13 protein-coding genes are annotated in these 19211 nt (G+C 73.2%); 9 read left to right on the forward strand and 4 right to left on the reverse strand.

Annotated features, from left to right (window positions below; all coding sequences use genetic code 11):
- Window positions 1-12: 12 nt before the first annotated feature.
- From R9X44_RS19615 to R9X44_RS19625, 3 genes are all read right to left on the reverse strand, one after another.
- The gene (locus R9X44_RS19615) at window positions 13-2865 is read right to left on the reverse strand and encodes a helix-turn-helix transcriptional regulator (protein ID WP_319815652.1); all 2853 of its coding nucleotides are present in this window, start codon (window positions 2863-2865) and stop codon (window positions 13-15) included.
- A gap of 81 nt (window positions 2866-2946) precedes the next feature.
- Complete coding sequence (locus R9X44_RS19620; protein WP_319815653.1) at window positions 2947-3909, reverse strand: zinc-binding dehydrogenase; 963 nt, start codon at window positions 3907-3909, stop codon at window positions 2947-2949.
- A 36-nt stretch (window positions 3910-3945) separates the two neighbouring features.
- Window positions 3946-5298 (reverse strand): MFS transporter, encoded by a 1353-nt coding sequence (locus tag R9X44_RS19625; RefSeq protein WP_319815654.1) that lies wholly within the window; start codon window positions 5296-5298, stop codon window positions 3946-3948.
- 145 nt (window positions 5299-5443) lie between these two features.
- Between R9X44_RS19625 and R9X44_RS19630 the strand changes: the two genes are divergently transcribed.
- Window positions 5444-5854: a hypothetical protein gene (locus R9X44_RS19630; RefSeq protein WP_319815655.1), complete on the forward strand. Its 411-nt coding sequence runs from the start codon at window positions 5444-5446 to the stop codon at window positions 5852-5854.
- Between the two features lie 292 nt (window positions 5855-6146).
- Window positions 6147-7340, forward strand: a complete 1194-nt coding sequence (locus tag R9X44_RS19635) for an LLM class flavin-dependent oxidoreductase (protein ID WP_319815656.1) — start codon at window positions 6147-6149, stop codon at window positions 7338-7340.
- On the opposite strand, the gene R9X44_RS19640 is transcribed toward R9X44_RS19635, so the two are convergent.
- Window positions 7300-10326, reverse strand: a complete 3027-nt coding sequence (locus tag R9X44_RS19640) for a BTAD domain-containing putative transcriptional regulator (protein ID WP_319815657.1) — start codon at window positions 10324-10326, stop codon at window positions 7300-7302. The genes R9X44_RS19635 and R9X44_RS19640 overlap by 41 nt on opposite strands.
- A gap of 265 nt (window positions 10327-10591) precedes the next feature.
- Here R9X44_RS19640 and R9X44_RS19645 point away from each other — a divergent pair, with 265 nt between their 5' ends.
- The 7 genes from R9X44_RS19645 to R9X44_RS19675 all read left to right on the forward strand — a co-directional run bounded on the left by R9X44_RS19645 (window position 10592) and on the right by R9X44_RS19675 (window position 19189).
- Window positions 10592-11407 carry a class I SAM-dependent methyltransferase gene (locus R9X44_RS19645; RefSeq protein WP_319815658.1) on the forward strand — a complete coding sequence of 272 codons (816 nt, stop codon included), beginning with the start codon at window positions 10592-10594 and terminating at the stop codon, window positions 11405-11407.
- A 34-nt stretch (window positions 11408-11441) separates the two neighbouring features.
- A complete protein-coding gene (locus R9X44_RS19650) occupies window positions 11442-11768 on the forward strand; it encodes a hypothetical protein (RefSeq protein WP_319815659.1) in 327 nt (108 codons plus the stop codon).
- 120 nt (window positions 11769-11888) lie between these two features.
- Window positions 11889-15137 (forward strand): BTAD domain-containing putative transcriptional regulator, encoded by a 3249-nt coding sequence (locus tag R9X44_RS19655; RefSeq protein ID WP_319815660.1) that lies wholly within the window; start codon window positions 11889-11891, stop codon window positions 15135-15137.
- Window positions 15138-15432: 295 nt separating this feature from the next.
- A complete protein-coding gene (locus R9X44_RS19660) occupies window positions 15433-15999 on the forward strand; it encodes a hypothetical protein (protein WP_319815661.1) in 567 nt (188 codons plus the stop codon).
- 72 nt (window positions 16000-16071) lie between these two features.
- On the forward strand, window positions 16072-17247 hold the full coding sequence (locus tag R9X44_RS19665; protein ID WP_319815662.1) for an efflux RND transporter periplasmic adaptor subunit: 1176 nt from the start codon (window positions 16072-16074) through the stop codon (window positions 17245-17247).
- Window positions 17244-17933, forward strand: coding sequence for an ABC transporter ATP-binding protein (locus tag R9X44_RS19670; protein ID WP_319815663.1), 690 nt, complete (start codon window positions 17244-17246; stop codon window positions 17931-17933). The genes R9X44_RS19665 and R9X44_RS19670 overlap by 4 nt, the downstream gene beginning before the upstream one ends.
- A 32-nt stretch (window positions 17934-17965) precedes the next feature.
- Entirely contained in the window at window positions 17966-19189 is a 1224-nt protein-coding gene (locus R9X44_RS19675; RefSeq protein WP_319815664.1) for an ABC transporter permease, read from the forward strand.
- The last annotated feature ends 22 nt before the right edge of the window (window positions 19190-19211 follow it).

Genomic DNA, 19211 nt, shown 5'->3' on the forward strand with positions numbered 1-19211 from the left:
GCCGACGGGCGGCTAGGGGTTGGGGAGGGTTAGGTGGGGGAGTTCGATTCGGGAGCTTATGCCTAGTTTGGGGTAGGCGTTGTAGAGGTGGTAGCCGACGGTTCGGGGGCTGAGGAAGAGGCGTTCGCCGATTTGGCGGTTGGTGAGGCCGGCGGCGGCAAGGCGGACCACGCGGCGTTCTTGGGGGGAGAGGGCGGCGGTGGGTGGGGTGGAGGGGAGGGGGCCGCTGTCGCCGGCGGCGCGGAGTTCGGCGCGGGCTCGGTCGGCCCAGAGGGTCGCGCCCAGGGAGGTGAAGGTCTCGGCGGCGGTGCGCAGGGAGGGGCGGGCGGCGCTGGGGTGGCCGGTGCGGCGGAGCCAGGAACCGTGGCCGAGGAGGGTGCGGGCGTGCTCCAGGGGGCGGGGTGAGGAGGCGAGGTGGGTGAGGGCTTCGGCCCAGAGGGGGGACGGGTCGGGGGAGAGGTGGGCTTCGGCGCGGGCGAGGAGGCCGCGGGCCCAGTCCTGGCCGGTTTCCGCGGCCCACGGGGTGACGGCGTCGAGGGCGGCGCGGGCGTCGTCCGGGCGGCCCAGCCTGGCGAGGACCTCGACTCGGTCGAGGGCGAGGTAGCGGGTCATGACGTTCGGCAGTTCGGTCTGGGTGACCACGTCGAGGAGCGCGAGCGCGTCGTCGAGGTCGCCGCGGGACAGCGCGAGGACGGCGCGCGCGGCGGGGGGCGCGGCGGGGGGCGCGGCGGCGCGCGCAGCTGCGGACGGCGTGCCGTGGGCGGACAGCGTGCCGTCGGAGGGCATGCCGTCGGCGGACAGCGTGCCGTAGAGCGGCGTTCCGGCGGAAGGCGTGCCGTAGGACGGCGTGCCGTCGGCGAGCGCGAGCGCGAGCGCGAGCTCGGGCGGCGGCGTGGTGGGGGTGCCCTGCCAGGGGGTGGGGGTGCCTTGCCAGGCGGCGATGGTGGCGCGGAGGTCGCGGGCCTCGGCGGCGAAGAAGGGCTGGTCGGTCTCCTCGGCGATGCGTTCGGCGGCGCGCGCTGTGGCGTCCGCGTCGTGCAGGTGGCCGCGGAGCAGGCGGACGCGGGTGAGGTCGCGCAGGACCTCGGGCAGCGCGCCGGTCGCGGTCGCGCGGTACTCGTCGGCGAGCTCGGACAGCAGGTGCTCGGCGAGGGGGAGGTCGCCGGTCGCGATGACCCACTCCAGCGCGCAGGCGCGTTCCAGTGGGGCGAGCTGGCGGAGCACGTCGCCGGTGTAGAGGGCGTGCAGCGCGGGGATGCCGGGCTCCCCCAGGGCGACGCGGGCGAGCCCGGCCGCGGCGTCGCGCAGCGTGTGGGCGTCGACGGCGTCGTCGGGCAGCCGCAGCGCTTCCGTCGTGGCGAGCGCGGCCCGGACCGTCGAGTGCTGTCCGCTGACCCACGCGGTGCCGGTGCCGTCCAGCAGCATGAACGCCGCTTTGACGGGTTCGTGCGCGGCGGCCTGCCCGGCTCCGTCGATCAGGAGGCGGGCCGCGGTGCCGGGGTTGCCGCGGAAGTACGGGTCGAGCGCGCTGATCTGGGCGAGCCCCGCGCGCACGGCCGGGTCGGCCACGAGCGGCGTCGCCTGCTCGGCGAGTGCGGCGGCGCGCGGCGCGTCGCCCGCGTCGGCGGCGGCGCGGGCGGCCAAGGCGAGCCTGCGGCCGCGGTCGGCGGGGGCGGGGCTGAGCCGGGCGGCGCGCTCATAGGTCGCGGCCGCGGTGCCGTAGGCGGCCTGGCCTCGGCCACAGCTCGCGCTCTCCTCGACCTCCTGGGCGACGGATTCGTCGGGCCCGGTCGTCGCGGCGGCAAGGTGCAGCGTCCGCCGAACGAAGCAGTCCGGGCTGTCCCCGACCAGGGCTTCGGCGAGCGCCGCGTGGGCGGCAAGCCGCTCGGCGAGCGACGCAGACTGCACGGCCGCCGACCGGATGAGCGGGTGCGGGAAGGAGACGCGGTCGTCGGCGGCGACAAGCAGCCCCTTGCGCTCGGCGGGTTCCAGATCGGCCAGGCCCGCGTCGAGATGCGCGGCCGCCCGGACGAGCGTGTGCAGGTCGCCGCTCCCGTCGAGCGCCGCGAGCAGGATCAACGCACGCGACTTCGACGGCAGATTCGCGACGCGCTCGGTGAACCCGTGCCTGACCCGGTCGGCGCCGATCACCGACCCGAACGGTTCCAGCGCGCCTTCGCGGTGCGCGGTGGGAAGTTCCTTCAACGCCAGCGGATTTCCCGCGGCCTCCCGCAACACGAGCTCGCTCACCTGACGCGACAGACCGGGCGCGTGGTCGGCGAGGAGCGCCGCCGAAGACTCCCGGTCGAGCCGGGGCAGGATCAGTTCGGGAATCCCCGGGGCGGGGAACGCGGGCGCGTGCCCGTCGCGCGCCGCGAACAGCATGACGGCCCCTTCGTCACGCAGCCTGCGTGCCGTGAAGAGCAGCGCGTCGGCGGACGACGCGTCGATCCAGTGCGCGTCGTCAATGACGCAGAGCACCGGTTGTTCGGCGGCGAGCAGGTTCAGCAGGGCGTGCAGCGCGATGGCGGTCTGGAACCTGTCGCCGACGGGCCCGTCGGCGGTGCCGAGCGCGGTGTGCAGGACCGCGGCCTGCCGTTCCGGCAGCGCGTCGATCCGGTCGGCGACGGGCGCGAGCAGCATGTGCAGCCCCGCGAAGGGAAGGTCCTGCTCGGTCTCGACGCCGATGGCCGTCAGGACGAGCATGTCGCCCTCCGCCCCCGCACGCTCGGAGACGTCGCACAGGAGCGCCGACTTCCCGATCCCCGCCTCACCGCGCAGCACGAGCGCCGTGCCGTGTCCGGAACGTGCTGCGTCAAGCGAGCCGGCGAGGACCCTGGCCTCCCGCTCGCGGCCGTAGATCATGCGGTCAGCCTAGGCGGACGGAACGGCGATCCTCCGCCCCGGCGTCCGAAAAATCCCGCCAAAGCCGACCGCACAGGGCAATCACGGCAGAAGTACCACTTTCCCGACGGTCTTCCGACCGCGCAGCGCCGCGTGCGCGGCGGCGGCGTCGGCGAGCGGGAACGTGGTGACGGCGGGCACGAGCCGTCCGGCCACCGCCTCGGCGAGCGCCTCCTCCTGGAGGGCGCGCATCCCGCCCGGCCTGCGCGCCATCCTCGGCCCGAGCGCGTACACCGCGCTGACGGCACGGTCGCGCAGCTCGGCCGACGTGAACGCCGTGATCTCCTCCGCCCACCCGTGCAGCACGTGGATGCCGCCCGGTCCGAGCAGTTCGAACGCGGTACGGCCGACCTCGCCGCCGACCCCGTCGAAGACGACGCTCACCTCGCCCGCCTCCTTGGCCCAGCCGGGCAGCAGGTAGTCGACGGCCCGGTCGGCCCCCGCCGCGCGGACGCGCGCGGTCTTCGCCGGTCCCCCCGCCGCGCCGACCACCGTCGCGCCCGCGGCTTTGGCGAGCTGCACGAGCAGCGTGCCGACGCCCCCGGCGGCCGAGGTGATCAGGACGGTGTCACCCGCCCCGACCTCCGTCGACCGCCAGATGCCCAGCGCGGCACGGCCTGTGCCGACCATGGTGATCGCGGCGGGAAAGTCCAGAACGTCCGGGACGGGGAAGAGCGCGTCCACCTCCCGGACGGCGAACTCCGCGTACCCCGCGTTGACGAGGCCGAGGTGCGTGACGACCCTCCGGCCCAGCCACGCCGCGGCGACGCCGTCGCCGAGCGCGTCGACCACGCCCGCGACCTCACGTCCGGGGGTGACGGGCAGGTCGGGCACCGGGAAGGGGATCTTCGCCGGGTCGCCCTCGTGCAGGAACGCGTCGAGCACGTGCACGCCGGCCGCCCGGACCGCGATGCGGACCTGACCGGGACCTGGCTCGGGCATGGGGACGTCGTCTAGGTGGAGTCGCTCTTCCGGACCGAACGCGTGGATGCGGATCGCTTTCATGCCGCTGACGCTAGGGAGCCGGGGTGTGGCCGCGCCTCAGTCGGATGACCGGGTCCGGCGACCTGTGACGGCGGCCGCGACGGCCACCGCGAACGCCGCGCCCGCGATCCCCGCCAGCAGCCCGACCGCGCCGTGGAACCCCACGGCGCTCCAGGCCGCCGCCGACACCGCTGGGGCCAGCACGAGCCCGACGGTCCGTGCCGTGGTGGTCAGGCCGCCCGCGACCCCGGCCTGCTCGTCCGGCACGGACCGCAGCACCGCCGTGGTCACCGCCGGGTTCAGCAGCCCAGCGCCGAGGCCGAGCAGCGCGAGCCGCCAGGCGAGGTCGGCGAGCCCGGCGTCGGCGTCCAGGGGCAGGTGCAGCAGAATCCCCGCGCCCACCAGCGCGGACCCCACGACGGCGACGGGCAGCGCCCCGACTCGGTCGACCAGCCCGCCCGCGACGGGCGTGACAAGGGACATCACCCCGACCCAGCACAGCACCGCGGTACCGAGCAGGCCGGGGTCGGCGCCCATGACGTCGGCGACGAAGTACGGGAGGACGAACGACGTCAGGCCGGTCGAGACGGCGAACAGCGCGAGCACCAGCGCGGGCAGCCCGGCCGCCGCCGACCGCAGCACCGCCACGACCGGCCGCGACGCCCGCAACCGTGCCCAGACCACGCCGAGCGCCACGGCCGCCGCGAGGACGACCGTCGCCGCGACGAGCCCGGTGTCGAGCAGCTCGACCGACAGGACGAGCGCCGTCATCGCGCCGCCGAGCACCACGCCTTCCACCAGCAGCCCGCGCCCCGGCAGGGGAAGCCGCCCGTCCCCGCGCCGCAGCAGCCGCGCGCCCGCCGCCATCACGACGACCAGCAGCGGCATCTTGATCAGGAACACCGCGCGCCACCCGAACTCGGCGGCGACCCAGCCGCCCAGCGGCGCGGCCCCGGTGGCCCCGAGCGTCATGACGGCCATCAGCCAGCCCATCGCCCGCCCGCGCTCCTCCGGCCGCACCGCGCGCACGAGCGCGGGCGTCGTGCACGCCATGAACACGACGCTCACCAGCCCGAGCAGCACCCGCGCGGCGAGCAGCGACGGCAGATTCGGCGCGAGCACCCCGAGCACGCTGAGCCCCCCGATCCCGGCGAGCCCCAGAAGGTAGACCCGCCGCAGATCCGCCCCGTCCACCCATCTGCCCGCGGGCAGCGCCAACGCCGCCGAAGGCAAGGTGTACGCCAGCAGCACCCAGGCCGTCGCCCCCGGCGCGACCCCGAACTCCGCGGCGATCAGCGGCAGCGTGAACGACGACAACGAGACCTCGCTCGCCGCCGCCAACGTCGCGAGCGCGAGCACGAGCACCGCGCCCCAATTGGTCTTCGGCAGTTCGCCGACATCAGTGGTCATGCCGCCGCACGCTAAGCGGCCCCCCACCGCCCCACCCCAGTCACCTGACCGGCCCCCCGACTGGCAACCGGGTGGCAACTGCGGTGACTTACACATCTTTCACGAGGAATGTGCGGGGGACGCGCGTTCCGGAGAGGGAGAGATCATGTTCGGGAGCGGCAAGAAGAAGGGCGTCGGGCTGGCGGCGGTCGCGGTGGCGGCGGGGCTCGTGGCGACGCCGGTGGAGGCGCAGGGGACGGGGTGGTGCGGGCTGTCGATCAAGCAGGTGAACAAGTCCACCTACACCATCAACAACCGGTGCACCCCGGACAAGCCGGCGGACAAGGCGACCCAGATCATCGTGTGGGGTGAGGACTGGCCCGACCTCGACGACTACCTCACCAACACCACGACGGTCGGAGCGGCCACCAGCTTCGTCGTCAGCGCGGTGGTGCTCAACGAGGACGGCGCGAGCCGCGACGAGGTCTACACCGAGACCCGGTTCCAACGGCCGAACAACACCTACTACACGATCAAGTCGAACGTGGTGAAGCGCCAGTTCCTACCGGTCTTCTGACAACCCACCCCATCGAGGACGTCCCCGCGCGCGGGGGCGTCCTCGACGCACGGAAGCGGGGATCCTCCCATCTGGATCCCCGCCCCGCACGCGGGCCGCCCCGGTTCAGGACCGGATGGGACACCCGGGCAGATACCCACTCCCCGGGGCGGCGCGCGCTGGGAAGAACGATGCGCGACCGCGGTTGCCGTCCGGTTGCCGCCGGGCGTGGCGACGGCGTCAGCGCCGGGTCAGCGGGTCGTCAGCCGCCCTGCGGAGGATGGGCTGACGAGCCTCGCCGGAAGGACATGTCGTGAAGTTCTCCCTCTTCTCCCCCGTGACCGTCGGCCCGGCCGACCGGCTCGGCACCGGGTTGCTCGGCCTCGAGCCGCAGCTGTACGGGGCTGCCGTGGCGCGTTTGCGCGAGCAGGCCGTCGCCGCCGACGAGAGCGGCTGGACGTCGCTGATGCTCGCCGAGCAGCACTTCGAGGTCGAGGGCTTCCAGGTGACGCCGAACCCGCTGCTGCTGAACGTCCACCTCGCGCAGTACACGCGGCGGTTGCGGCACGGGCAGATGGGCCTTGTCCTGCCCGCCTGGAACCCGCTGCGGCTCGCCGAGGACATCGCGGTCGCCGACCACCTCACCGGCGGACGCCTCGACGTCGGCCTCACCCGCGGCTACCGCACACGCTCCACCGACGTCCTGGGCCGCCCGTACGGGGTCGGCGCGGCCGGCACCGACGACGCGGCCGCCGACCGCCGCAACCGCGACGTGTTCGAGGAGTGGTTCGAGATCATGCTCCTGGCGTGGACCGAGAACCTGTTCGCCTACGACGGGAACTTCCTCAAGTTCCCGCCGCCCGAGACCGCCTGGACCCCTCCGACGTCCGGGCTGCTGCGCGCCGGGGTGCGCGACGGCGTCATGTCGGCGGTCGGCATCGCCCCCAAGCCCCTCCAGACCCCGCATCCGCCGCTTTACACCACGGTCCTGGATGATCCGGAAACCGTCACCTGGGCGGCCCGCGTCGGCAGCGCGCTGATCACCACCGCGACGCAGCCGCACCGCGTCCGCGAGGTGACCGAGACCTACACGCGCGCCGCGAGCGCTTTCGGCGCCGACGCCCACGGCGTCGCGCTGTGCCGTCTGCTCTCCGTCGCGCCGACGTACGAGCAGGCGTTGCGCACGGCCGAGCGTGCCATGCCGTTCGTGCGCGACAGGCTCGGCGCGCTCGGCCTCTTCGAGCCCCTGAGCCCGCAGGACGCCGCGTCGTACAACCTGCACCAGCTCATCGCCTCAGGCGTGCTGCTCCTCGGCACCCCCGACGGCGTGGGCGAGCAGGTCGCGGCGCTGACCGAGGCGTACGGCGTCGGCCACCTCGTGCTCGTCGTGTGCGCGGACGCCGCCGACCAGGACGGCGTCCTCCAGACGATCACCCAGTTCGGCACTCGGGTGATCCCCCGCCTGATCACCCGAGAAGGTCGGACAGATGCCGGCGCAGGTGAGTGATCTGGTGCCAGCGGCCCAGCGTTCGCGCGGCCTTGAGGGTGGCGGCGTCGAGGTGGGTCTGGAGGGCCGCGGTGGTCCCGGCCAGCGCGGGCCGTTCACACGCCGGGACGGGGATCGCCAGGTCGGCGCGGATCTGTTCGGCGGTGCCCAGGAGTTCGGCGGCGAGGATCGGCGCGCGTCCGGTGAGGGCCGCGGCGAGCGCGTCGAGGACGCTCGCCTGACGCCACCGGACGCCGAGCTCGTGGAAGAGGCCGAGGGCGGTCGTCAGTCGGCGCAATGCGCGGTCGTGGTCGCCTCGGCGCAGGTCGACCAGCGCGCGGAGGTGTTCGGCCCAGGCCACGCCCTCCCTTGAGCGGAGTTCGAAGGCGAGGAGAAGGGCTTCCTGGAGCCGTCCGGAGGCGGTCTCCGGGTCGTCGGAGTACAGGGCGGCGGCGCCGAGGTCGAGCCGGCACCGGGACAGCCGTTCCCGGTCGCCCGCCAGCCGGAAGTGGTGCGCGGCCTCGGCCGAGTGCCGCAGCGCGGAGGCCGGGTCGCCCGCCAGCCACGACGCCGAGCCGAGCAGCCGCAGCGCGTGCCCGACCGCCCTGCCGTCGCCGCAGCGCACGGCCGTGTCCCGTGACCCGCGACCGAACTCCAGCGCGCGCTCGTAGTCGCCGCGCTCGGCGGCGATCTTCCCGAGCAGGGCGAGCGCGCGGGCCGTCCCCGCGTCGTCGTGCTCGCGGCGGAACAGGTCGAGCGCCTGTTCCGCCTTGCCGACGGCGTCGCCGTAGCCGCCGCCCAGGGCCGTGAGCTTCGCCGACGCCCACAGCGCCTTCGCCCGCGCGGTCGCCGCGACGTCACGCGGACTCGCCGCCAGCACCCCGTCAAGCCACCGGACGCCCTCGACGGCCCCGCCGCGCATCTCGTGGTAACGCCACAGGGACGCCGCGAGCCGCAACGCGCCCTCCGGGTCGTCGCGGGTCAGCCAGTCGAGCGCGGCCCGTACATCGTCGTGCCGCGCGGCGATCTCCGTCATCAGCGCCCCGAGGCGCGGCCCCCGCAGGTGCCGTTCGATCTCCTCGGCGCGGCTCCGGTACCGGGAGGCGTGGTCGCGACGGGCCTGCCGCCGCTCGTCGGGACGCGCCGCGAGCCGTTCGGCCGCATACCTGCGGACGGCGTCGACCAGCTCGTAACGGGTGCCGCCCTCCGTCCGCGCCGACGTCAACAGGGACCGGTCGGCGAGCCGCGTCACCAGCTCGAGGGCGGGCGTCTCGACGTGCACGGCCGCGACGTCGTCAAGGGTGAACGCGCCGCCGAACACGCTGAGCGCGCGCAGTGCCCTGCGCTCGCGCGGGCTGAGCAGCAGGTAGCTCCACTCGGCGGTCTCGCGCAGCGCCCGGTGGTGCGGACGCGCGCCGAACCTGCCGCCGTCAAGCACCGCGAACGGATCGCGCAGCAGGTCGGCGAGTTCGGTCAGGCCGAGGGGCCGCGCGGCGGCGAGCTCGAGGGCGAGCGGCAGGCCGTGGCAGCGGGCGCAGATCTCCGCGACGGCCCGGGCGTCCGGCGCGGCGAGCGCCTCGAGGCAGCCGAGCCGCGCCCGTTCGGCGAAGAGGTCGGCCGCCGCGTACCCCGCGAGGTCGGCTCCCGTGCGGACCAGCGCGGGGTTGGGGAAGCGCAGCGGCGCGACCGGCTTCAGCGCCTCGCCCGGTACGCGCAGCGCCTCCTGGCTCGTGGCGAGCACGCGCAGGTGCGGGCAGCGGCCGAGCAGTTCCCGGACGGCGAGCGCGCAGGCCCCCGCCAGGCGCTCGCAGTCATCGAGGACGAGGAGGACATGGTCATAGGCGACGCGCCGGGCGATCCGGTCAAGCACGGGGTCCGGGCCGTGCGCGGGGACGCCGAGCGCGGCGGCGACCGCGTCGAGGACGCTCTCGTCGGCGAGGCCCGCCACGTCGAGGAAGACGACCTCGCTGAACTCGGGGGCAGCCTCGCGGGCGGCGGCGACGGCGAGCCGTGACTTGCCCGTCCCGCCGAAGCCGGTGAGCGTCACGAGCCGGGCGGCGCGCAGCAGCCCGGCGGTCTCGGCGAGGTCGGCTTCCCTGCCGACGAGCGCGCTGACCTGCTGCGGAAGGCTCAGCGGCCCGGTCGGGCCCTGGCCACGCACCCGCGCCGCCTCGGGCGCGAGCCGCAGCAGCGCGCGGGCGTCGGCCGAACCGCGCAGGACGCCCTCCTCCACATGGCGCAGCCCCTCGCCGGGGTCGATGCCGAGCTCGTCAACGAGCCTGCGGCGGGCCCGCTGGTAGGCGTCGAGGGCGTCGCCGGTGCGTCCGCCGAGGTGCAGCGCGACGATCAGCAGCTCCCACAGCCGCTCGCGCAACGGCTCCTCGGCGACGAGCCGCTCGATCTCCGCGACGGCCGCCGCGGCATGCGGCCCCGCGACGAGCCGGGCCGCGAACAGGCCCTCGCCCGCCTGGAGCCGGAGGCCGCGCAGGTAGTCGACCTCGGTCAGCGCCCACTCGTGGACCGGGGCGTCCGACAGCGGGTCGCCGCGCCACAGCGCGAGCGCGCCGGTGAGCGCCCGCGCCGCCTCGGCGCAGCGTCCTTGGGCGAGGTAGCGCAGGCCGTCGGAGGTCAGCGACTCGAAGCCGACGCGGTCGACGCGCACGGTGTCGGCCTCGAGGAGGTACCCGGGGCCGCGCCGCCGGATCAGCCGCGCGCCGTCGGTCGACAGCGCCGCGCCGAGCTTGGCGATGTGGCTGTGCAGGGTGCGCACCGCGGTCTGCGGGGCGTCGCGGCCCCACAGGGCGTCGACGAGGCCGTCGTCGGTGACCAGGGTGCCCGCCCTGAGCGCGAGCAGGGCGAGCACGCTGCGCCGGCGCGGCGGCAGCTCGACGGGCAGGCCCGCCCGGCGCGCCTCGAGGGGGCCGAGCAGATCGACGGCCCACAGGGCGGCGGACGCCCGGTCCTTTCCGACGGCGCGTTCACGCTCGGCCGTCAGCGGTCCGTTCATTCCCCTCCACCCCCTGGCCGTCATGCGTATGAGTGCACTATGCGGGCGGGAAAAGACCGGTGTCCAGTCGTTATTTCGATTCTCGCGGGGCACGTCAGCGGATTTCAGTGCCGCGTCAGTGACACGTCAGGGGAATGCCGCAGACTCAATTCTGGGCCCTTCTTGAATTTCCCCCTGTCGTCGCGCGGCAACCCGCCGACAACCGGGCCCGGTGAACATCTGCGGCATGGCGGCCGACCGGTCGCCGGCCAGAAAAGGAGACACCATGACGAACACGGCGACCCACTTCGCGTCGATCAAGGCCGCCCAGCGGACCGGATGGGAGACCGGCGACTACACCCGGGTCGGCAACACCCTCCAGATCATCGCCGAACTGCTGGTCGAGGCCGCCGACGTCCAAGCGGGCGAGCGCGTCCTCGACGTCGCCTGCGGGCAGGGCAACGCCGCCATCGCGGCCGCGCTCAGGTTCGCCGACGCGACCGGCCTCGACTACGCCGCGCCCCTGCTCGCGCGGGGCCGCGTCAAGGCCACCGCGTCGAACGCGCCGGTCACCTTCGTGGAGGGCGACGCCGAGGAGCTGCCCTTCCCCGCCGAGTCCTTCGACGCGGTGCTCAGCACGGTCGGCGTCATGTTCGCGCCCGACCACCAGCGGGCCGCCGACGAGCTCGTCAGGGTGACCGAGGTCGGCGGGCGGATCGCGCTCGCGTCATGGACGCCCGAGGGCATGGTCGGCGCGATGTTCCGCACGGTCGGCGCGTTCGCGCCGCCGCCCCCCGGCGTCCGCCCGGCCACCCTGTGGGGCACCGAGGAGCACCTGAACACCCTCTTCGGCGAGCGCGTCGCGTGGACGTTCACCAAGCGGCACTACGTGTTCCGCTACCGTTCGCCCGAGCACTTCTCGGAATGGTTCCGCCGCTACTACGGACCGATCACGCGCCTTTCCGGCTCGCTCTCCGAGGAAGACCTCGCGCGTTTCTCCACCGCGCTCGCCGACGTCGCCCGCCGTTACGACAAGGCGGCCGGCGAAACCCTCGCCGCCCCCGCGGAATACCTCGAAGCCGTCGGCGTCCGCCTGCACTGAAAAGGCACGCCTCGATGAATGAGAAGACCTTGCGATGCTGAAGAAGATCCTTTCCGTACTCGCCTTGCTCACGATGGGCGGGTGCTCCTACTTCGCGGTCAACGCCGCCCTGATGAGTCCGGACCGGGCGAAGTCGGGCGACTGCGTCCGGAACGCCGGGGGCCAGAACGTCGAGCTCGTGGACTGCGCCGACCCGTCAGCCGACCACCGGATCGTCGGCCGGGTGCCGAACAAGACACAGACCCAGGCGCAGACGGACGCCGCCTCGATCTGCGCGTCCTTCACCGACGCCGAGACCTTCTTCTGGCGGGGGGAGGTGGGCAAGCCGGGATATGTGCTGTGCCTGGCCCCCGTCCGTTAGCGGGACGCCGAAAGGGCGGGAGGCCACGTCGCTTCCCGCCCTTTGCCCGCCCCCGGGCGTGGATTCGAGTGCCGACGTACACTGACAGCGGTCTTTGCCCGACTGCTGTTGAGGAATCCAGTGCCAGTCCAGGTGCGGCTGCTCGGCCCCGTGGACGTCGTCGTCGACGGGGTGGAACTGCCGCTGCCCGGGCTGCGCCGCAAGGCCGTCCTCGCCCGGCTCGCGCTGCGGCCCGGTGAGGTCGTCGGCGTCGACGGGCTCATCGACGCGGTGTGGGACGGCGACCCGCCCGCCACCGCGGTGAACGCGCTCCAGAGCCATGTCTCCTACCTGCGGCGGCTGCTCGGTCCGGACGCCATCCGCGCCAAGGCCCCCGGCTACGTCCTCGCCGTCCCCGGCACCGACCTGCGCGAGGCCGAGCGGCTGATCGGCGAGGGCCGCGGCGCGCCCGGCCCGTCGGAGCGGCTCGCCGCGCTGGAACGCGCCCTCGCCCTGTGGCGCGGGCAGCCGCTGGCCGACGTGCGGGAACTGTCCTGGTTCGCGGGCGAGGCCGAACGGCTGGAACGCACCCGGCGCGCCGCCGAGCAGGCCGCGATCGAATGCCGGCTCGCGCTCGGCGGGCACACCGCGCTCATCCCCGAGCTGACGGAACTGACCGCCCGGCACCCCTTTGACGAGGACCTGCACGGCCAGCTCATGGTCGCCCTGTACCGCGGCGGAAGGCAGGCCGACGCCCTGACCGTCCTGCACGGGCTGCGCGCCCGGCTGCGCGACGAACTCGGCATCGACCCCGGCGGCCCACTGCGCGACCTCGAGGCGGCGATCCTGCGCCAGGACCCCGGACTCGACCTCGCGCCCGTGCCCGCCGCGCGTCCCGGAAGGCAGTCCGCCGGAACCGCGCTTGTCGAGCGGGCCGAGGAGACCGGGCTGATCGACCGCGCCCTCGCCGAGACGGTGAGCGGCGGCACCGGACGCGTCATCGTCTTCGAAGGCCCCGCGGGAATGGGCAAGACGAGCCTGCTCGAACACGCGCGGAACCGGGCGTCCGCGCTCGGGTTCACCGTGGTCCGCGCGCGCGGCAGCGACCTGGAGACCGACTACGCCTGGGGCTGCGCGGCACAGCTCTTCCACCGGCACGCCGAGGCCGACGCGCTGCTGTCCCCCGGACAGGGCGGCGAATACCGGACCATCCTGTCCCTGTACCGGCTGGCCGGCGACCTCGCCGCGCGCGACCCGCTGCTCATCGTCCTCGACGACCTGCACTGGGCCGACACCCTGTCCGCCCAGTTCCTCGCGTTCCTCGCCGCCCGGCTCGACACGATGCGGGCCGTGCTCGTCATCGGGCTCAGGCCCGGCCATGAGCGGCTGCAGCGGTTCACCGCGGCGATCGGCGGGCTGCCCCACGCCGTCACACGGGTGCTGCGGCCGCTGACGTCCGACGGGTGCGCGGCGCTGCTGTCCGGGGTCATCGACGCGCCGCCGTCACTGGTCGACCGGTGCCGCGCGCTGACCCGCGGCAACCCGTTCCTGCTGCGTGAACTCGCGCTCCAGCTCGCCGAGGCCGACGACGTCGAGCGGACGCTGCTGGAGGGCTCGCCGAGCCTGCACAGGTTCGTGGACCGGCAGCTGCGCCATCTGCCGCCCGCCTGCCTCGACGCCGCCCGCGTGCTCGCCGTCCTCGGCGACGGGACCGGCACCGACTGGCTCGCCCGCGTCGCGCTTGTCACGCCGCGCGAGGCGCTCGACGCGCTCACCCCGCTCGTGTCGGACCAGCTCGTCGAGTGCGAGGGCGTCCCGCTGCGCTTCTCCTTCGCCCACCCCATGCTGCGCGCCGCCGTCTACGACGCGACCCCCGCCGCGCTGCGCACCGAACTCCACCTGCGCGCCGCCCACACCGCGACCGACGCGCACGACCCGCTGCGCGCCGCGACCCACCTGTCGCGGGTGCCGCCCGGGCTTGACGAACGCGACCCGGTCCCCGTGCTCGACCAGGCCGCCGAGCTCAGCCTCGCGCGCGGCGCGGTGGCCAGCACCGTCACGTTCCTGCGCCGGATGCTCGAGGAGGACCTCGGAGACCGACGCGTCGCGACGCTCGCCAGGCTCGGCACCGCCGAGGCGCTGGTGGACACCGGGCAGGCGGTGGAGACGCTGTCGGCCGTCCTGGCCGTCGAGCCCGACCCCGACGCCCGCGCGCGGATCTCCTACGGGCTCGCCAGCACCCTGTGGCTCGCCAGCCGTCCACGCGAGGCGGCCCGCGTCTGCCAGACGTCGCTGGAGCGCGACACCGGGATGTCGGACGAAAGCCGCTATTTCCTTCAGTCCTGCGCCGTCATGGTCGCCTACGGGACGCGGCACGGGTCCGACCTCGTCGCGGCGGCCGACGCCTACCGGCGGGACGACATCGGCGACTCCCTCGGCGGCATCGCGCTCGAGGCCGGACTCGCCCTGCACGACATGTTCCAGAACCGCAGGGAGTCCGCCGAACGACGCGCGCTCCGTGCCATCACCGGCGACCGCCTGATCGGGCACCCCATGGCCGAGCCGCTGATGACGTGCGCCTGGTACGCGCTGCTGCCCTGCGACTCCCCGGCACTGCTGCCCTCGGTGGAGGCGATGCTCGACCACAGCCGCCGCACGGGCTCCTTCCGCGGCATGGCCCCCGCCCTCCTCTACCGGGCCGAGCACATGTACGTCCGCGGCAACCTCGACGAGGCCATCGCCGACGCGCGTCAGGCATGGGAGGTCGGCCAGTACGGCACCACCGGACTTTCCGCGACATTCCTCGCCAACGTCCTCCTCAACGCCCTGGTAGACCGCGGCGACCTCAAGGAAGCCTCAGCCGTCCTCCACCGCATCAAGTCCTCCCCGACCCCCGGCGTCTCCGGCGTCATCTACGCCCCCGGCGAGATCGCCCTGCTCCTGGCCCTGGGCGACACGACCGCAGCCCTCCAACGCACGCTCGCCTTCCGCGACGAATGCGAAGCCACCCCCATAACCAACCCCCTCACCTCCGACTGGCGCGCCCCCCTCATCCAATGCCTGGTCCGCCTTGGCCGCCACGAAGAAGCCCGCGAAACCGCCGACTCCCTCCTCTCCCTCTCCGAAACCTGGGCCACCCCCCGCGCCCTCGGCCGAGCCCTCCGCCACGCCGCCCTGACCCACCCCCTCCCCCGCCGCCTGGACCTCCTAGCCGAATCCATCAACCTCCTAACCCAAACCGACGCCCACCTAGAACTCACCAAATCCCAATCCGCCCACACCCAAGCCCAATCCCCCACCCCCCACCCCACGAAGCCCTTACCGCACCCGCCCCGACCAGGGCCTTCGACTACTCGGTCCAATAATCCGCACCCGCCTTCAGCCCGGTGACCGAAGAATATGTGTGTCGATGGCCGAAAGCGAAAGAATCTAAGCCGCTTAGCGCGCCACTTTCCTTGCATTAACAGACGGAATCGATACCCGTAATAGATTCGTTACCCCAGGGCCGCCGAGGTCGTATCTCCAGGTCAGCGAATGGCACATCACGGGAGAGCCCGGGGAAGGGCACCGGTGCGCCCGAAGTCTGTTTGCCTGTGAAACTTCCAGCCGCCTACGGTTGGCACCGGCTTTTGATCTTCAAGTCGACCGGGCACACGCAGGGCTGGAGTCGAAATTGAGATTGCCGGTGCTCGCGGTCGTCCCCGCGCTGTTCCTGCTCGCGGCGTGCTCGGCGTCGGACGGCGGCGGCGCGGACGAGGCCCGGTCGACCTCGTGTCCGCGAGCATGCTGCATGGGTGAAGCCATGGAGAAGCTCACCGCGGGCGCGGAGATGCCGGTCTCGGGCAGCGGCGGAAACACCGAGGACCAACTCACCAACATTGTGCTGAATGCCAAGGGCGAGTCGATGAAACTCGCGCTTCAGGATCAGAAGTTCGTCGCCATGCAGCAGCGGTGGTCGGTGTGCATGAAGGAGTCCGGTTATTCCTACCCGGGCCGGGAGGCCGCTGTCGGAGATCCGCGCTGGGGTGACGAGCTCGGCGCCGCCCCGAGCGCGGAGGAGGTGAGGGTGGCGGTCACCGATTCCCGGTGCCAGCAGAAGGTGAATTATCTCGGCGTCTACACCGCTCTGCTCCGGCAGAACGACAAGAAGATCATCGAAAAGAATTCCGAGCAGCTGAAGCTCGTGCAGGACGTCTGGGACACGCGACTTCGGAATGCGGCCGACGTCATCGAGACGGGATCGGCGCCGTAAGGGCCGCGGGTTCCCGTGATCCGGTCGAAGCGAGACGGCCCCGAGCCGTCGGTGATGAGAGACGCGGCAAGGATGGATGAGGGTTCCGGCGGCAGGCCGGCGCGGGTGCCGGCTTCGGTGCGGAGGCGGCGGTGGCTGCTGGGCGGGGTGGCCGCCGCGGTGCTGGTGTCGGTGGCGGGGCTGGGGGCCGCGTCGCTGGTGAAGTCGCCGCAGCAGGCCGCCGCCGACGCGGGACCGCCGCCGGCGTCGGTGATCACCGCGGCGGTGGAGTCGCGGCAGCTCACCCAGAAGGTGGTGTCGCGGGGGACTGTGTCGCCGACCCGGTCGATCGACGTGGTGCCGGTCGCGTCCGGCAAGCTCGTGGTGTCGAAGCCGCCGCTGAAGGTGGGGACGCGGGTCCGGGCGGGCGATGTGGTGTCGGTCGTCTCGGGACGTCCGATCATCACGTTGCAGGGGAAGGTGCCGACTTATCGCGATCTGCGCGAGGGGATGAAGGGCGATGACGTCCTCCAGGTTCAGCGCGCGCTGTCGGCGATCGGCTATGGGATCTCCGACCGGGCCGGTGTCTATGGGGTGTCGACCCAGGCCGCGGTGAAGCGGCTGTATGAGGACCGGGGTTTCGATCCCGTCCAGGAGAGGTTGGTGCCGGAGCCGGGTCCGGCCCAGAAGAAGCCGCGTAAGACGACGGTCCTGCCTTCGGGCGAAATCCTCTTCGTGCCTGCGTTCCCGGCGCGCGTGACGAAGGTGAAGGCGAAACTCGGGGCGGTCGTCGACGGGCCGGTGCTCGTCCTGGCGGCCGGGCGGCTCCGGGTGCGCGGGCTGCTCACGAAGACCGACCGCAAACTCATCGATAAGGGCGACAAAGTGTCGATCCTGGACGAGACGACGGGCAAGGAGTATCCCGGCAAGGTCGTCTCCATCGGGGCATATGTCGCGAATGACGACGGGCAGGGGCATCCGCTGGTCGTCATGCCGACGGGGAACGTCTCGGACACCCTGTCCGGGCAGGAGGTGCGGTTGACGATCGCGTCGGCGTCCACCGACGGGAAAGTCCTGACCGTCCCCCTCTCGGCGATCTTCGCGACGGCGGACGGTTCCACCCGTGTCGTGGTGTTGTCCGCCGACGGGACCCGTGCGCGCGTCGAGGTGACGACCGGCGCCCAGGCCGACGGGTTCGTCGAGGTCACCGGACAGGGGCTCGCGGAAGGGGACCGGGTCGTCGTCTCCGAGGACGGGGCCGGCCCGTGAGCGAACCGCCTCCCGTCATCGAGTTCTCGGGGGTCGGCCTCACCCATCCCGGCCCACCGCCCGTCCCCGCCCTGCACCCGGCCGATCTGCGGATCGGGCGCGGCGAGTTCGTCACGGTCGTCGGCCCGTCCGGTTCGGGCAAGTCCACGTTCCTCAACGTGACCGGCCTGCTGGACCGGCCCACCGAGGGCGTCTACCGGCTCGACGGCATCGACACCGCGACCCTCGGCGAGGCCCAGCGGACGGCGCTACGCGGCCGCCGGATCGGGTTCGTGTTCCAGTCGTTCCATCTGCTCCCGCATCGCAGCGCCGTCGAAAACGTGATGCTGGCACTGGTGTACACGGGAGTTCCGCGTAAAGAAAGGCGTGCTCTTGCCGTGGACGCGCTGCAACGGGTGGGGCTGGGGCACCGGAGGGAGGCCGCCGCTTCGCAGATGTCAGGCGGGGAGCGTCAGCGCGTCGCCATAGCGCGTGCACTGGTGGGCCGGCCGAGCCTGCTGCTGTGCGACGAGCCGACGGGCAACCTCGACTCCGGCAACGCGGACAGGGTCCTGGACCTGCTCGGCGGGCTGCACGCGGCCGGCATGACACTCGTCGTCGTCACGCACGACGGTGAGGTGGCGGCGCGCGGTCAGCGTTCGGTCGTCATCCGTGACGGGCTGCTGCGCGAGCGGGAGACACGGTGAGGCGCCGGGCTCGCGGCGGTGTGGAGCCGACCGTGTTCGGGCCGCGCGATCTGCTCGACGAGTCGCTTTCCTCGATGCTCGCCCGTCCGGGCCGGGCCCTCCTGACCGTGCTGGGGACCCTGCTGGGCGTCGCGGCGTTCGTGTCGGTGCTCGGCCTCACCGCGACGGCCTCCGGCCAGATCTCGGCACGGTTCACCGCCCTGTCCGCCACCGAGGTGATCGTCGAGGACGCGCCGGATTCTCCCGCGACGGCCGGCTACGCCTACCCGGCCGATACCGAAACGCGTCTCACGGTGTTGAACGGTGTCCGCAACGCTGGCCTGTACTGGAAGCCGTCTACGGGCGACGCGGAGCCTCGCGTCTACCCGCGCCCGCCTTCCCTCGGCGACCGCGGCGAGCCCTTGACGGTGACGGCCGCGACCCCCGGCTACCTCGCCGCCGTCCACGCCGGTTTCCGCGCCGGCCGCCCCTTCGATTCCTGGCATGACACGCACGCCGCCCACGTCGCCGTCCTGGGCCGGGCCGCCGCCGCCCGCCTCGGCGTCACGAGGGTGGAGGATCAGCCCGCGATCTTCATCGGCGACGTCGCGTTCACCGTCATCGGCATCATCGAAGACATCGACCGCCAGGCCGAAACCCTGCTGTCCGTTCTCATCCCCTCCGGCACCGCGGCTGCTCTCTGGGGACTTCCCGACCCGGAGGCCGGCGAGTCCCCCAAAGTCCTCATCGACACCGAGTTGGGCGCGGCCCAGCTCGTCGGAGACCAAGCCGCCCTGGCGCTCCGCCCGGATCAGCCCGAACGTTTCAAAGTGATGGCCCCGCCCGACCCCGAGCAGCTGAAGACCGCCGTCAGCAGCGACCTGAGCACCCTTTTCCTCGCACTGGCCGGAATCTGCCTTCTCATCGGCGCCGTCGGTATCGCCAACACGACGCTCGTCGCGGTCCTGGAACGTACCGCTGAGATCGGGCTCCGCCGCGCCCTCGGGGCCAGGGGCCGCCACATCGCCGCCCAGTTCCTCGCCGAATCCGCCTTCCTCGGCCTGCTCGGCGGCGTGGTCGGCGCCGCCCTTGGCGTCTCCGCCGTCATCGGCACCGCCCTCCTCCAACAATGGACCCCCATCCTGGCCCCCACCACCGTCCTCCCAGCCCCCCTCATCGGCGCCCTGACCGGCCTACTCGCCGGCCTCTACCCCGCCCACCGAGCCACCCAACACAGAACCAACAACAACCCTCCACCCCTAACCACCCCCAACTAAACCCCCCACACCGCCTGATAGC

The organism is Actinocorallia sp. A-T 12471 (assembly GCF_033875155.1).
Lineage (GTDB): Bacteria > Actinomycetota > Actinomycetes > Streptosporangiales > Streptosporangiaceae > Actinocorallia.